This window comes from Variovorax sp. E3, from assembly GCF_016082275.1.
Classification (GTDB): domain Bacteria; phylum Pseudomonadota; class Gammaproteobacteria; order Burkholderiales; family Burkholderiaceae_C; genus Variovorax.
In genome coordinates this window covers 1-14,766 of sequence record NZ_MOWM01000175.1, presented here as the reverse complement: position 1 = coordinate 14,766, position 14,766 = coordinate 1, and the positions used below count along the sequence as shown (strand labels likewise).

Below are 14,766 nucleotides of genomic sequence, written 5' to 3'. Positions count from 1 at the left end.
CAAGCGCAGTGCTCGACTCGACCGCCGTCAGCCCCCACCCCTGCCCTCCCCCAGAGGGGGAGGGAGAAACACAGTTACATCGACTTGCCAGCCGGGTAGTCCGGCTTCTTGTCATTGCCTTCGATGTACGGGCTCCACGGCTTCGCCTTCACCGGGCCCGGCGTCTTCCACACCACGTTGAACTGCCCGTCGGCCTTGATCTCGCCGATGAACACGCTCTTGTGCAGGTGGTGGTTCTTCTCGTCCATCTTCGACACGATGCCCGAGGGCGCCGTGAAGGTCTGGCCGGCCATGGCGGCGATCACCTTGTCGGTGTCGGTCGACTTGGCCTTCTCGACCGCCTGCTTCCACATGTGGATGCCGATCCAGGTGGCTTCCATCGGGTCGTTGGTCAGCGGCTTGTCCATGTGGCCGGGGATCTTCTTGGCCTTGGCGTAGTCGCTCCACTCCTTGATGAACGCCGTGTTGGTCGGGTTCTTCAGGCTCATGAAGTAGTTCCAGGCGGCCAGGTGGCCGACCAGCGGCTTGGTGTCGACACCGCGCAGTTCTTCCTCGCCGACCGAGAAGGCGACCACGGGCACGTCCTTGGCCTTGAGGCCTGCGTTGCCGAGTTCCTTGTAGAAGGGCACGTTGGAGTCGCCGTTGATGGTCGACACCACGCCGTCTTGCCGCCGGCCGAGAACTTCTTGATGTCGGCGACGATGGTCTGGTAGTCGCTGTGGCCGAAGGGGGTGTACTTCTCGTCGATGTCCTTGTCGGCCACGCCCTTGCTCTTGAGGTAGGCGCGCAGGATCTTGTTGGTGGTGCGCGGGTACACGTAGTCGGTGCCCAGCAGCACCCAGCGCTTGGCGCCGCCGCCTTCCTTGCTCATCAGGTAGTCGACGGCCGGAATGGCTTGCTGGTTGGGCGCGGCGCCCGTGTAGAACACGTTCTTGGAGAGCTCCTCACCCTCGTATTGCACGGGGTAGAACAGGAGGCCGTTCATTTCCTCGACCACCGGCAGCACCGACTTGCGCGACACCGAGGTCCAGCAACCGAAGATCACCGAGACCTTGTCCTGGCCGAGCAGCTGCTTGGTTTTTTCAGCGAACAGGGGCCAGTTGGAGGCCGGGTCGACCACCACGGGCTCGAGCTGCTTGCCCAGCACGCCACCCTTCTTGTTGATGTCGTCGATGGCCATCAGCACCGTGTCTTTCAACACGGTTTCCGAGATGGCCATCGTGCCCGACAGCGAGTGCAGCACGCCGACCTTGATGGTGTCGGCGGCGAAAGCGGGGGCAGCGCAGATGCTGGCCAGCGCGACGGCGGCGGTGAGCGCCTTGAGTGTGAAACGACGTTGCATGTGGACTCCTGCTCCGGGGTTGGTTGAACCTTGTCGACAGCGCGGGGCTGGCGTGGAGAGGAGTCTGCGGAATGCACCACGAAGGTGAAATACGCCGGGTGGCGTACACGGAGGTACTCAGGCCGTTCGCGGGCGGTCAGGGCACAGGGTACTTGCGGGCGTTGACCAGCATCTTGCTTCTGGCCGCCTCGATCACGTCGATGTCGAGCTTGTCGGCGAGCTGCAGCAGGTAGAGGAAGACGTCGGCAATTTCAGTGCCGATCTCGGCGCGCTTCTCGGGCGGAAGGGACCGGCTCTGCGCTTCGGTGAGCCACTGGAAATGTTCGAGCAGCTCGGCGGCTTCGACCGAGAGCGCGGAGGCGAGGTTCTTGGGGGAGTGGAATTCTTCCCAGTTGCGGGCCTGGGCGAAATCGCGCAGGGCTTGAGTGAGCGAGGTCAGATCGGATTCCATGGCACACCTGTCGTTGGGCGGCGAGTGTGGCATGGGGTCCGAGAAGAAACCCAATCTGGGCATGCACATGCCCAGATTGGGCAAGGTCCGATCTGCGGCTCAGGCCTTCGCAACCGTCTTGAACTGCGCCGTAGCAAAAGCCCAAGTCATCCGCGTCGCATCAGGCCCCGCCGGGTCGCTGAACAGCAGCCCCGGCGCCCCGCCACTCCACGAGTGCCCCAGCCCCGCGATCTCGCACAGCGTGACCAGCGTGCGCCCCTTGCGCTTGAAGTCGGTCACGCGCATCGGCCGGCGCTTGCCGCGTTGCACGTCGCGTGGCAGGCCGGGCCGCGCGCCCATGGCCGTGGCCCACACGGCCGCGCTGCTGACGGCGTTGCTGGGCGCGACCACCGCGTCGGCATCGCCGTGCAGCACCAGCATCGGCGGCAGCGTAGTGAAGACGGCCGCGGCGCCCATCGCCTTGCCCACGGCCGTCACGGGCATGGGCGGCACGTTCTGCCCGCGCATGGCGCCGAGCGCGGTGGCCGACGACTTCGCAGCGCCGGGCGCGACGCCCGAGTGCATGACGACAGCGCGGAAACGGTTCGGGTAGCGCGTCGCGAGCAGGGCCGCCATGCTGGCACCGGCCGACAGCCCGGCCAGCGCCACGCGCTCGCGGTCCACGGGGTAGAGCACGCAGGCCTGGTCGACGGCGGCCATCAGCGTCGCGGCTTCGGCGTCGGCCTTGCCGGAGCGGCGCTCGTACCAGTTCCAGCAGCCTTGCGGATGCGCGAGCCGGTCTTGTTCGGGGTAGAGCACGAGAAAACGCTGGCGCACGGCCAGCGCGTTCATGCGCGTGCTGGCCGCGAAGTCGCGCCCGGTCTGGCCGCAGCCGTGCAGCATGACCATCAGCGGCAGCTTCTCGCCGGGCTGCAGTTGCAGGCCGGCCGGCCTGAACAGGTGATAGCCCCGCGCACCGCCCGCCCCCACGGCCATGCCGCTGAGCCAGTCGCCGCGACCCGGCGGCGGCTTGAGCCGCTGGGCGGTCGCGCGCTGCACCTGCCCCGCGATGCGCTTGCTGTTGCTCAGCGTGACCTTGGTGAGCGCGCGCAGGTTGCGCTCGTACGCGCGGGCAAAGACGGAAGCAGTGGAGCGACGGGCCATGGCGCGCAGTGTGAACGCAAAGCGCCCACCCACCAAGCAACGGCCCTCGCCGCCCGATGCCTCTTCAGTAGATCTCCGGCACGATCATGTTCGCCGGCACCGGCTGGCGCAGGTAGTCGTCATGCCGCACGCGCGAAGGCAGCTCGACCGGCGGATGCGCCACTTCCTGGTAGGGCAATTGGCCCAGCAAGTGGCTGATGCAGTTCAGGCGCGCCTTCTTCTTGTCGACGGCCTGCACCACCCACCACGGCGCCTCGGCGATGTGGGTGCGCTCCAGCATGATTTCCTTCGCCTTGGTGTATTCCTCCCAGCGGCGGCGGCTCTCCAGGTCCATCGGGCTCAGCTTCCATTGCTTGAGCGGATCGTGGATGCGGCCGAGAAAGCGCATGTGCTGCTCGTCGTCGGTGATGGAGAACCAGTACTTGATGAGCTTGATGCCCGAGCGCACGAGCATCTTCTCGAACTCGGGCACGGTGCGAAAGAACTCCTCGTACTCGTCGTCGGAGCAAAATCCCATCACGCGCTCGACGCCGGCGCGGTTGTACCAGCTGCGGTCGAACAGCACCATCTCGCCGGCGGCCGGCAGGTGCGCGGCATAGCGCTGGAAATACCACTGCGTGCGTTCGCGGTCGTTGGGCGCAGGCAGCGCGGCCACGCGGGCCACGCGCGGATTCAGTCGCTGCGTGATCCGCTTGATCACGCCGCCCTTGCCCGCCGCGTCGCGGCCTTCGAACAGGATGACGACTTTCTGCTTGCTGTGCTGCACCCAGTCCTGCAGCTTGACCAGTTCGCCCTGCAGGCGGAACAGCTCCTTGAAATAAGCCTGGCGCGCGGCCTTGTCGGTCGAGGCGTTGGCCGTCGGGTCGAGGCCGTCGATGTTGCGGTCCTCGATTTCCAGCTCGAGCTCTTCGTCGTAGCTGTCGATCAGGTCGCGGGCGATGCGTTGCATCAGTTCTTCGTGGTCGGGAAGTGCGCTCGTCAGCATGATGGGAAGAAGGAGTGATGGGGGTCGGGAAAAAGCATGCTGCCCGCCCCATGTGACGACGGCGTGACGGTTTTCAGGGCCCTGACACGGCGTTGTCACACGGCGCGAACACCATCCAGAGCCACTCCAACACGAAAAAAGCGCCCATGAACACGCTCGCTGCCCCGAACGCAGACATGTCGCACGGCACCGCTTCGGCCGCCCATCGACCCAAGCTCGACGCCAAGCCCGGTCCGATCACGCTGATTACTTTCGTCGGACTGCTGGCCGCCGGCCTGCTGTTCACGGCCTGGAGCCTGGTGGGCGACGTCACCGCCTCCGGCGCGCCGGTCACCACCTGGGTGCCCTACATTCTTCTGGGCGTGGCGCTGCTGATTGCGCTGGGCTTCGAGTTCGTCAACGGCTTCCACGACACGGCCAACGCCGTGGCCACCGTCATCTACACGCACTCGCTGCCGCCGAACTTCGCGGTGGTGTGGTCGGGCTTCTTCAATTTTCTGGGCGTGCTGGTGTCCAGCGGCGCGGTGGCCTTCGGCATCATCGCGCTGCTGCCGGTGGAGCTGATCCTGCAAGTGGGTTCGGGCGCCGGCTTTGCATGGTGTTCGCGCTCCTGATCGCGGCCATCATCTGGAACCTGGGCACGTGGTGGCTCGGGCTGCCGGCCTCTTCGTCGCACACGCTGATCGGCTCGATCATCGGCGTGGGCGTGGCCAATGCGCTGATGCACGGGCGCGACGGCACCAGCGGTGTCGACTGGGGCCAGGCCACCAAGGTGGGCTACTCGCTGCTGCTGTCGCCGATGGTCGCTTCGGCTGCGCTGCCCTGCTGCTGCTGGCGCTGCGCGCCTTCGTGAAGAACCGCGCACTGTATGAAGAGCCCAAAGGCAGCGAGCCGCCGCCGTGGTGGATCCGCGGCCTGCTGATCCTGACCTGCACGGGCGTGTCGTTCGCGCACGGCTCGAACGACGGGCAAAAGGGCATGGGCCTGATCATGCTGATCCTGGTGGGCACGGTGCCGATGGCCTATGCGCTGAACCGCGCGATGCCCGCCAACGAGACCATCAAGTTCGTCGCCGTGGCCGAAATGGCGCAGACCGCGCTGAACCGCAGCGTGCCGACTTCGCTGCCCGCGCTGCAGCCCGCCGCCGCGCGCGACGCGCTCTCGACCTATGTGCGCACCCGCGAGTTCAACGCCTCGGTGGTGCCGGCGCTGGCCGTGGCCGCCGGCAGCATCGCCGAGCAGGTCAAGGCCCACGGCTCGCTGGCCGGCGTGCCCGCCGACGCCGTCGCCAACGTGCGCAACGACATGTACCTGGCCTCCGAAGCCATTCGCCACCTCGACAAGAGCGGCGCCGCGAAGTTCGACGACGAGACCAAGCTGCGCGTCGGCACCTTTCGCCAGGAGCTGGACGCGGCCACGCGCTTCATTCCGCTGTGGGTCAAGATCGCCGTGGCCATTGCGCTGGGCCTGGGCACGATGATCGGCTGGAAGCGCATCGTGGTGACCGTGGGCGAGAAGATCGGCAAGACGCACCTGAGCTATGCGCAAGGCGCCTCGGCCGAGGTGGTGGCCATGATCACCATCGGCGCGGCCGACATGTACGGCCTGCCGGTGTCGACCACGCACGTGCTGTCTTCCGGCGTCGCCGGCACCATGACGGCCAGCGGCTCGGGCCTGCAGATGTCCACGCTGCGCAACCTCGCGCTGGCCTGGGTGCTGACGCTGCCGGTCGCCATGCTGCTGTCGGGTTCGCTCTACTGGCTTTTCACCCGCATTTTCTGAATCACGCATCTTGTCGGCATTTCATGACCTCGCCGCCCAGTCCTATGGCGGCGACGAAGCCGGGCTGATTTCCGGCTACCTGTTCGACGCATCGGCGCCGGAGCCCGCGCGGGCCATCGACTCGGCGCAGGCCGCGGCATGGCTGGCCGAGGAGCGCGACCGTGAATGCACGCAAGAAGATGCGGCCTACGTCTGGCTGCACTTCAACCTGAGCCACGCGCACGCCGAGCGCTGGCTGGTGCGGCACGCGAACCTGTCCGACACCTTCTACGAAACGCTGCACGAAGGCCTGCCCTCCACGCGCATCGAACGCGCCGACGACTCGCTGATCGCGGTCATCAACGACGTGCATTTCGAGTTCAGCTTCGAGCCCTCGGACATTTCCACCTTGTGGATCAGCGTGGGCCCGCGCCTCGTGGTCACGGCGCGCACCAAGCCGCTGCGCTCGGTCGACGCGCTGCGCACGGCCGTGAAGGCGGGCGACGCACCGCGCTCGAGCACGGAGCTGCTCGAGCACCTGCTGCGCGCGCAGGCCGACGTGCTGGTGAAGATCGTGCGCGGCGTGACCTCGCGCATCGACCGCATCGAAGACGAACTGCTGGCCGGCCGCCTCGACCACAAGCGCGCGCGGCTGGGCGTGCTGCGCCGGCTGCTGGTGCGGCTGCAGCGGCTGCTGGCGCCCGAGCCGGCCGCGCTGTTCCGCCTGCTGCAGGGCCCGCCGGCCTGGATGGCCGAACCCGACGTGCAGGAGCTGCGCGGCTCGACCGAGGAGTTCTCGGTGGTGCTGCGCGACATGCAGGCGCTGCAGGAACGCATCAAGCTGCTGCAGGAAGAAATTGCCGCCAATGTCAACGAAGACAACAACCGCAGCCTGTTCGTGCTGACAGTTGTTACCGTGCTGGCGCTGCCGATCAATATCCTGGCCGGCCTGTTCGGCATGAACGTGGGCGGCATTCCGCTCGCAGACCACAAACATGGTTTCTGGATTGTTGTCGCCATAGTGGCAAGCTTCACCGCCGTGGCGGCCTGGGCGGCTTTCCGCAAGAAGCGCTGAGCCGCATGCAGCGGGCCAGTAATGCTATTTATTTAGTAGCGCCGTGCGCAGCATCCATGCGCCCGCACCGATGTTCCAGACCACCTAGAATGGCGGGGTGTCCTCCACTCTCAATGCCGATCTTCACTGCCACTCCGTGGTCTCCGACGGCACACTGACGCCCGAAGAACTGGCCGCGCGCGCGGCCGGCAACGGCGTCGAACTCTGGGCCCTCACCGACCACGACGAAATCGGCGGCCAGCACCGGGCCGCCGCCGCAGCCCGCGCCAACGGCATGCGCTACCTCACCGGCACCGAGATTTCGGTGACCTTTGCAAACGAGACCGTGCACATCGTCGGCCTGGGCTTCGACCCCGACGACGCCGCCATGCTGCAGGGCCTGTACGACACGCGCGGCGGCCGCGGCAAGCGCGCGCAGGAAATGTCCGAGGGGCTGGCCAAGGTCGGCATCCACGGCGCGTATGAAGGCGCGCTCAGGTTCGTGGGCAACCCCGAGCTCATCTCGCGCACGCACTTCGCGCGCTTCCTGGTCGAGCAGGGCCACTGCCGCGACACGCCCGAGGTGTTTCGCAAGTTCCTCACCGAAGGCAAGCCGGGCTACGTGCCGCACCGCTGGGCCACGCTGAAGGATGCGGTCGGCTGGATCACCGCCGCCAAGGGCATGGCCGTGATCGCGCACCCGGGCCGCTACAAGTTCACGGCCAACGAGGAGTACGCGCTGTTCCTCGAGTTCAAGGCGCACGGCGGCCAGGCGATCGAGGTCGTCACCGGCAGCCACACGCCGGCCGAATATGTCGAGTACGCCGACAAGGCGCTCGAGTTCGATTTCGCCGCCTCGCGCGGCAGCGATTTCCACAGCCCCGACGAGAGCCACTGCGACCTCGGCAAGCTGCCGCCGTTGCCCGGCGCGCTCACTCCTGTGTGGGAACTGCTCGGCCACCGCGTCCAGCAGTGAGCCAGAGCCCCGGGCCCGGCATCGACAACGCGGCAACCGTTGCGCTGGCGAATGCCCGCGCAGCGGCGCAGCGAAGCCGCGGCACCGAGTCGGAACGCATCCTCGCGGGCATCGGCCTGGTACTGATGGCCGTGGCCTGCTTTGCCACGCTCGACACCGCCACCAAGTTCTCCACCCTGGGCGTGCCGATTCTCATGGGCGTGTGGTTCCGCTATGCGTTCCAGGCGGTGGCCACCACGCTGGTGCTGCTGCCGCTGCACGGCCCCGCGCTGCTGCGCACCCGGCATCCGCGCTACCAGGCGCTGCGCGGCGCGCTGCTGCTGTCGTCGAGCATCTTCGCGTTCCTGAGCCTGCGCTACATGCCGCTGGCGGAGTTCACGTCGATCGTGCTCATTGCGCCGCTGGTCATCACGCTGCTGGCGGCCACCACGCTCAAGGAGCATGTGTCGCCGCTGCGCTGGACGCTGGTGGCGGGCGGCTTCCTGGGCACGCTGGTGATCCTGCGCCCGGGCGGCGGCGCGTTCAGCTGGGCCATTCTTCTGCCGCTGGGCCTGGTGCTGACCAACGCGTGGTTCCAGGTGCTCACCAGCAAGCTCGCGCAGACCGAGAACCCGCTGACCATGCACTTCTATACCGGCTGGGTCGGCACGCTGATCGCGTCGCTGGTGGTGCCCTTCGTGTGGACCGCCCTGCCCTCGTGGGAATGGTGGGCGCTGCTGTGCCTCATGGGGTTCATGGGCACGGTGGGGCACTTCATGCTGATCCTGGCCTACCAGCGCGCGCCGGCCTCCACCCTCACGCCGTACCTTTATGCGCAGATCGCCTTTGCGATGCTGGGCGGCTGGCTTATCTTTTCCCATGTACCCGACCGCTTCTCGCTCATCGGCATGGCAATGATCGCCGTGTGCGGCGCGGCCGGCGCATGGCTCACCGTGCGCGAACGGCGCGTGCCGATCGAACCCGCGGAATCCTGATCAGGAGACATCTTTCATGGCCCAGTACTTCGAAGTCCACCCCGAGAACCCGCAGCAGCGCCTGCTGAAGCAGGCCGTCACGCTGCTGGAGCGCGGCGAGATCGTGGCCGTGCCCACCGACTCCAGCTACGCCCTGGCCTGCCACCTCGACGACAAGGACGCGGTCGACCAGTTGCGCCGCATCCGCCAGGTCGACGAGAAGCACCACCTGACGCTGCTGTGCCGCGACCTGAGCGAGCTGGCCAACTACGCGCGCGTCGACAACAAGCAATACCGGCTGCTGAAGGCCGCCACGCCCGGCCCCTACACCTTCCTGCTCGAAGCCACCAAGGAAGTGCCGCGCCGCGTGAGCCATCCGCAGCGCAAGACCATAGGCCTGCGCGTGCCCGACCACAAGGTGCTGCTGGAGCTGCTCGCGCTGCACGGCGCGCCGCTGCTGGCCACCACGCTCATCGCGCCCGGCGAGACCGAAGCGCTGAACGACGCGCAGACCATCCGCGAGCGTTTCGAGAAGCAGATCGGCGCGGTCATCGACGCCGGCGCCTGCCCTTCGCAGCCCACCACGGTGGTCGACCTCACGCCCATGGGCACGGGCGACGACCCGGTCGTGGTGCGCCACGGGCGCGGTGCATTGGCCGTGCTCGGCCTCTGAAATCGGGCTGAGAAGCACTCCCCGTCTGACACAATCGCACAGTGGATATTTCCAACCTGATACAGACCGTACTGATATACGCACTGCCGGTGATCTTCGCGATCACCGTGCATGAGGCGGCCCATGGCTATGTCGCGCGCCACTTCGGCGACAACACGGCCGAGGTCATGGGGCGCGTCACGCTCAATCCGATGAAGCACATCGACCCCATCGGGACCATCCTGATGCCGCTGATGCTGTACTTCGCGACCTCGGGCGCGTTCCTGTTCGGCTATGCCAAGCCGGTGCCGGTCAACTTCAACCGGCTGCGCCATCCCAAGCGCGACATGGTGTGGGTGGCGCTGGCGGGGCCGGTGTCCAACTTCATCCAGGCCATCCTGTGGGCGCTGGTGCTGGTGTCGCTGGTCGCGGCCGGCATCAATGAAACCTTTTTCATCAAGATGGCGCAGGGCGGCGTGCTGGTCAACCTCGTGATGTGGGCCTTCAACCTGTTCCCGCTGCCCCCGCTGGATGGCGGCCGCGTGCTGGCCGGCCTGCTGCCCAACGGACCGGCGCAAAACTTCCTGGCGCGCATCGAGCCCTACGGCTTCTTCATCGTGATGGCGCTGGTGCTGGCCGGCGTCGTCAGCAACTACTGGCTGCGTCCGCTGATGGACGTCGGCTACTACGTCATCAACCTGATCATCACGCCGCTCAAGGCATTGCTGCTCTAAGTGCTTCGTTCCATGGCCCCGTCTTCCCAAGCTCCCCTGCGCGTCCTGACCGGCATCACGCCGTCGGGCACGCCCCACCTCGGCAACTACGTCGCTCGATCCGCCATTCGGTGCGGCAAAGCGTCGCGCCGGGTGTGCAGAGCTTCTTCTTCCTGGCCGACTACCACGCGCTCATCAAGGTCCAGGACCCGGCGCTGATCCAGCGCTCCACGCTCGAGATCGCCGCCAGCTGGCTGGCCTGCGGACTCGACCCCGAGCACGTCACCTTCTACCGGCAGTCCGACATTCCCGAGATCCCCGAGCTGACCTGGTTCCTGACCTGCGTCACCGGCAAGGGCGTGCTCAACCGCGCGCATGCCTACAAGGCGCAGCTCGACAAGAACGTCGCCAAGGGCGAAGACCCCGACGCCGACGTGACGGCGGGCCTGTTCATGTACCCGGTGCTCATGGGCGCCGACATCCTGATGTTCAACGCGCACAAGGTGCCCGTGGGCCGCGACCAGGTGCAGCACATCGAGATGGCGCGCGACATGGCGCAGCGCTTCAACCACCAGTACGGCGAGCACTTCACGCTGCCCGACGCCGAGATCGACGACGCCGTCGCCACGCTGCCCGGCCTGGACGGCCGCAAGATGAGCAAGAGCTACGGCAACACGATCCCGCTGTTCGCGCCGCGCGCGTACCTGCGCAAGCAGATCACCAGCATCGTGACCGACTCGCGCGCGCCCGGCGAGCCCAAGGACACCGAGGGCTCGGCCCTGTTCCAGATCTACCAGGCCTTTGCCGACGCCGAAGAAACCGAGATGCTGCGCAAAGCCTACGCCGACGGCATCGGCTGGGGCGACGCCAAGCAGCTGCTGTTCGAGCGCATCGACATCGAGGTGGCGCCGCTGCGCGAGCGCTACGACGCGCTCATGAGCAACCCCGCCGAGATCGAGCGCCTGCTGCTCATCGGCGCCGAGAAGGCGCGCGCGCTGTCCAAGCCGTTCCTGGTCAAGCTGCGCCACGCGGTGGGCCTGCGCAACCTGGCGGCCGGCAAGGACAAGGGCGGCGCCAAGGCGGCCAAGGTGGCAAAGCCCAGCTTCAAGCAATACCGGGAAAAGGCCGACGGCCTCTTCTATTTCAAGCTGCTCGACGCCCGCGGCGAAACCCTGCTCCAGAGCCGTGGATTCACATCACCGCAAGAGGCGGGCCGTACCATCGCGGTCTTGCAGGCCGAGCGCGGCGCGGCCCTGGCCACGCTGGGCGAGCAGCTCGAGCCGATCGACACAGAAGGAACACGCGCCGTCACCGAGGCGCTGGAGGCACTGGCGGAGGCAACGCCCACGAACCAAGGGAGTTGATCCGGCTGAACCCGCCGGCCTACCCGCCGGTGAGCAGGAAGAGAGAAGACGGTGCGATCACAAAGGAAGAAAACATGAGCATTTATGTCATCGACGACCACCCCCTGATGCGCGACGCGATCGTGATGGTCTTGCGGCGCCTGCGCCCGGCCGAGAACATCGTCGAGCTCGAGCGCCTCGACAAGCTCGCGGGCTCCGTGCAGCAGCGCGGCGCCCCCACCCTCTTCTGCCTGGACCTGAAGCTCCCGGACACCAATGGCGTGTCGGGCGTGATCGCGGTCAAGCAGGTCTATCCGAACGTGCCGATCGCCGTCTATTCGGCGGCACCGGCGGCCGACATGGAAGACGCCTGCATCGAGGCGGGAGCCGACACCTACATCGAGAAGTCGGCCAGCTCCAACGAGCTGGCGGCGGCCCTGCGCGGCCTGCTGATGGCGGGCTCGGAAGAAGAGACCGACGAGATGCCGGCCGCCAACAGCGGCAAGCTGTCGAAGCGCCAGACGCAGCTGATCGCCATGCTCGACAAGGGCATGAGCAACCGCGACATCGCCACCGACCTGGAGATCAGCGAGCACACGGTGAAGGTTCACCTGTGGCGCCTGTTCCGCCGGCTGGGGGTGAAGAGCCGCACGCAGGCGCTGCACTACGCGCGTACGAACGGGTTGCTGTCGGGTTGAAGGGGAAGGCGGGCTGCTGCGGCAGTGCCCTTTCGGTCCCCAAAAAGAACCGCGCCTTGAGCGCGGTTTTTTCATGGGTCGCCTTCGGCGTTCAACCGCCGGACGCACTCACCCGCGCCTGCGCCACCGCCTCGTCGGCATCGTGCAGCGCCACGCGGAACACGCTGCCGCTGCCCAGCCGCGAACGCACGCTGACCGGGTGCCCCAGCACATGCGACAGCCGCGCGACGATGGCCAGGCCCAGGCCGAAGCCGTCGGACGTGCCCGCATGGTCCGCCACCTTGTAGAACTCCAGGAACACGTCGCGCAGGTGCTCGGGCGCGATGCCGATGCCCGTGTCCCACACCTCCACGCGCAGGCCCTCGCGCGTTTGTCGCGCCGACAGCAGCACGCCGCCTTCGGTCGTGTACTTGATCGCGTTGGCCAGCAGGTTGCCGATCATGCGGCGCACGCGAATCGGGTCGGTCAGGAACGAGCCCTCGCACACATGCACCCGGAAATCCAGCCCGCGGCTCTCCGCCACCGGGCGGTATTGCAACTCGAGGTCGTGCAGCAGCTCGGGCACATCGACGCGCTCGACGTGCAGGCGCACCTGGCCCGAGTCGATGCGCGCCAGGTCGAACATCGAGTCGAACAGCGCGTTCACCGCGTGCGTGGCGCGCACGATCTTCGGGGCCAGCTCCAGCACCAGCTCGGGCTCGTTGCGCAGCCAGTCGGCGTACAGCGACAACGCCAGCACCGGCTGGCGCATGTCGTGCGCGGCGCTGGCCAGGAAGCGGTTCTTCATGGCCACGGCCGACACCGCCGCCTGCCGCTGCTGCGTGAGCGACTTGATCAGGATGTGGTTGTGGAACAGCAGCTCCAGGCTGTTGCGCGCCGTCTCGTGGATGTGCCGCCCGGCCCGCAGCAGCAAAAACCAATGCAGGATCGGCAAGATCGGCATCAGGTAGCTGTATTGAAACTGCGGGTGCTGCAACATGATCCCCGACAGGCGGATCACCACCGCGCCCAGCATCGTGATGAACAGCGTGTTGACGTAGCGCTTGAGCAGCGGCGGATGCAGCGCCAGCCCGTTGAGCGGGAAGGTGCCCACGCCGGCCACGATGAGCCAGCTCATGAACTGGTTGACCGGCGGCGTGCGCTCGAAGAACAGCAACACCGAGAAGCCCCACACCACCGCGCTGGTGCTCCAGACGAAGCCGTAGCGCTCGGTGAACTGCTGCTGCGCCGCGGAGCTGCGCCCGGCATAGCGCACCGCATAGACCCGTGCGCCCCAGGCGCGGCAGGCCGTGGCAATGAGACCGGCCACCAGCCAGGTCAGCAGCTCCCAGCGCGGCACGTAGGCCCAGTTGAGGCCGACCATGGCCGGCATCAGCGCGGCCGACACGAAGTAGGAGCCGCGCGCGGAGCGCATCAGGCTGCGTATGAGCTCGCCGCGCACCCACGATTCAGCCTCGTCGGCCGAAGCCGGGGCGGGAGTCAAGCTCGCGATCGACGCATTGGCCATATGGTGATGACCCTTGTTATCCGGCCACAAAAAAGCACCCTCTGTACGGGCACGAAGAGTTGGCGATCTTAACGGCCTGTCGCCCATTGTTTCTCGGCGTAACAACAGAAAACAATCCACATAATCATCTGCCCGACCTCAGGAGGAGCCTTCCCAATGCTGTCCCATGTCTTCGTCGGCGTGACCGACTTCGAGCGCGCATTTGCCTTCTATTCGGCGTTGTTGAAAACGCTCGATCTCCAGCTGCGGTTTCGGGAGGACGCCATGCCGTGGGCCGGCTGGCAGAGCCCGAACGCACCGCGCCCGCTCTTCCTGGTGGGCGTGCCTTACGACGGCAACCCCGCCGCGCCCGGCAACGGCCAGATGGTGGCCCTGCTGGCCGCCGACCGCGCCACCGTGGACCGCGCGCACGCCACCGCCCTGGCGCAAGGCGGTGTGTGCGAAGGACCGCCCGGGCTGCGGCCGCACTACCACCCGGACTACTACGGCGCCTACTTCCGCGACCCGGACGGCAACAAGCTCTGCGTCTGCTGCCATACCCCGGTCGCGGATTGAGCGCCCTCGCCGCTCACCACTCGTAGCCGACCGCCATCCCCAGGCTGCGCTGCTGGCTGGTGAAGGCCCCGTTCACCTTGTAGATCCACTTGCCGTCGGTCGAGCGCTGCGAGAACCCGAAGGCCACCGCGCTGTAGCCGGCGTAGTAGCCCGTGCCGAGCGAGACCAGGCTCTTGCCCGGCGTCATGGCCTGCGGCAGCGTGCTCATGGCCGTGGCCAGCGCCACGCCCGAGTAGGCGATGCGCGACACGTTCTGCACCTGCCCCAGCAGTTGGCCCTGCATGTTCTGCAGCTGGCTCATGTTGGCCGCGTCGGTCGGCAACACGCCCGGCGCGACGTTCGAGATGCGCGTGCCGTTGGGCGCCTGGCCGTTGCCCAGCGTCACCTGGTTGTAATTGACCGAGCCGTCGGGATTGGCCGCGTACTGCACGCTCCCGGCAGCCACCGCATTGGCTGCGCCCGCAGCTGCGCCACGTTGGTCGCGTCACTGTCGGCGGTGCCCGCCGCCACGCCAGTGACCTGCCGGAACTGGCCGCCGGCCGCGTTGCCGACCGACACCGCCGCCTGCGTGCTGGTGGTGGCCTGGACGGCCGCGGCCTGCGCGGCGGTCGCGCCGGCCGGCACGTAGCCGGC

The 14,766-nt window shown here is 67.2% G+C and carries 12 protein-coding genes and 4 pseudogenes; 9 read left to right on the top strand and 7 right to left on the bottom strand.

The window, feature by feature from the left end; translation table 11 throughout:
- Positions 1–74: 74 nt before the first annotated feature.
- The 4 genes and pseudogenes from urtA to ppk2 all read right to left on the bottom strand — a co-directional run bounded on the left by urtA (position 75) and on the right by ppk2 (position 3,921).
- A pseudogene (urtA, locus tag BMG07_RS35205) lies at positions 75–1,342 on the bottom strand (urea ABC transporter substrate-binding protein).
- 136 nt (positions 1,343–1,478) lie between these two features.
- A complete protein-coding gene (locus BMG07_RS35200) occupies positions 1,479–1,793 on the bottom strand; it encodes a nucleotide pyrophosphohydrolase (RefSeq protein WP_198088398.1) in 315 nt (104 codons plus the stop codon).
- Positions 1,794–1,892: 99 nt separating this feature from the next.
- Positions 1,893–2,936: a PHB depolymerase family esterase gene (locus tag BMG07_RS35195; RefSeq protein WP_198088397.1), complete on the bottom strand. Its 1,044-nt coding sequence runs from the start codon at positions 2,934–2,936 to the stop codon at positions 1,893–1,895.
- Positions 2,937–3,000: 64 nt separating this feature from the next.
- A complete protein-coding gene (gene ppk2, locus BMG07_RS35190; protein WP_198088396.1) occupies positions 3,001–3,921 on the bottom strand; it encodes a polyphosphate kinase 2 in 921 nt (306 codons plus the stop codon).
- A 176-nt stretch (positions 3,922–4,097) separates the two neighbouring features.
- On the opposite strand from ppk2, the pseudogene BMG07_RS35185 reads away from it, so the two are divergent.
- From BMG07_RS35185 to BMG07_RS35150, 8 genes and pseudogenes are all read left to right on the top strand, one after another.
- Positions 4,098–5,703 (top strand): annotated as a pseudogene (locus BMG07_RS35185) (inorganic phosphate transporter).
- Between the two features lie 10 nt (positions 5,704–5,713).
- Positions 5,714–6,757, top strand: coding sequence for a transporter (locus tag BMG07_RS35180; protein ID WP_198088395.1), 1,044 nt, complete (start codon positions 5,714–5,716; stop codon positions 6,755–6,757).
- Positions 6,758–6,854: 97 nt separating this feature from the next.
- Positions 6,855–7,712: a 3',5'-nucleoside bisphosphate phosphatase gene (locus tag BMG07_RS35175; RefSeq protein ID WP_198088394.1), complete on the top strand. Its 858-nt coding sequence runs from the start codon at positions 6,855–6,857 to the stop codon at positions 7,710–7,712.
- Positions 7,709–8,686, top strand: coding sequence for a DMT family transporter (locus BMG07_RS35170; RefSeq protein WP_198088393.1), 978 nt, complete (start codon positions 7,709–7,711; stop codon positions 8,684–8,686). The genes BMG07_RS35175 and BMG07_RS35170 overlap by 4 nt, the downstream gene beginning before the upstream one ends.
- Before the next feature lie 16 nt (positions 8,687–8,702).
- Positions 8,703–9,338, top strand: a complete 636-nt coding sequence (locus BMG07_RS35165; RefSeq protein WP_198088392.1) for an L-threonylcarbamoyladenylate synthase — start codon at positions 8,703–8,705, stop codon at positions 9,336–9,338.
- Between the two features lie 41 nt (positions 9,339–9,379).
- On the top strand, positions 9,380–10,051 hold the full coding sequence (locus BMG07_RS35160) for a site-2 protease family protein (RefSeq protein WP_198088391.1): 672 nt from the start codon (positions 9,380–9,382) through the stop codon (positions 10,049–10,051).
- A gap of 12 nt (positions 10,052–10,063) precedes the next feature.
- Positions 10,064–11,394, top strand: a pseudogene (locus tag BMG07_RS35155) (tryptophan--tRNA ligase).
- A 74-nt stretch (positions 11,395–11,468) separates the two neighbouring features.
- Positions 11,469–12,071, top strand: a complete 603-nt coding sequence (locus BMG07_RS35150; RefSeq protein ID WP_198088390.1) for a response regulator transcription factor — start codon at positions 11,469–11,471, stop codon at positions 12,069–12,071.
- Between the two features lie 91 nt (positions 12,072–12,162).
- Here BMG07_RS35150 and BMG07_RS35145 read toward each other — a convergent pair whose 3' ends face one another.
- Positions 12,163–13,554 carry a HAMP domain-containing sensor histidine kinase gene (locus tag BMG07_RS35145; protein ID WP_269759711.1) on the bottom strand — a complete coding sequence of 464 codons (1,392 nt, stop codon included), beginning with the start codon at positions 13,552–13,554 and terminating at the stop codon, positions 12,163–12,165.
- Positions 13,555–13,734: 180 nt separating this feature from the next.
- Here BMG07_RS35145 and BMG07_RS35140 point away from each other — a divergent pair, with 180 nt between their 5' ends.
- Positions 13,735–14,133, top strand: a complete 399-nt coding sequence (locus BMG07_RS35140; RefSeq protein WP_198088388.1) for a VOC family protein — start codon at positions 13,735–13,737, stop codon at positions 14,131–14,133.
- 13 nt (positions 14,134–14,146) lie between these two features.
- Here BMG07_RS35140 and BMG07_RS43405 read toward each other — a convergent pair whose 3' ends face one another.
- Both BMG07_RS43405 and BMG07_RS43400 read right to left on the bottom strand, forming a co-directional pair.
- Positions 14,147–14,578 carry a YadA-like family protein gene (locus tag BMG07_RS43405; protein WP_307867232.1) on the bottom strand — a complete coding sequence of 144 codons (432 nt, stop codon included), beginning with the start codon at positions 14,576–14,578 and terminating at the stop codon, positions 14,147–14,149.
- A pseudogene (locus BMG07_RS43400) lies at positions 14,515–14,766 on the bottom strand (hypothetical protein); the annotation flags it as partial. The gene BMG07_RS43405 and the pseudogene BMG07_RS43400, both read right to left, overlap by 64 nt.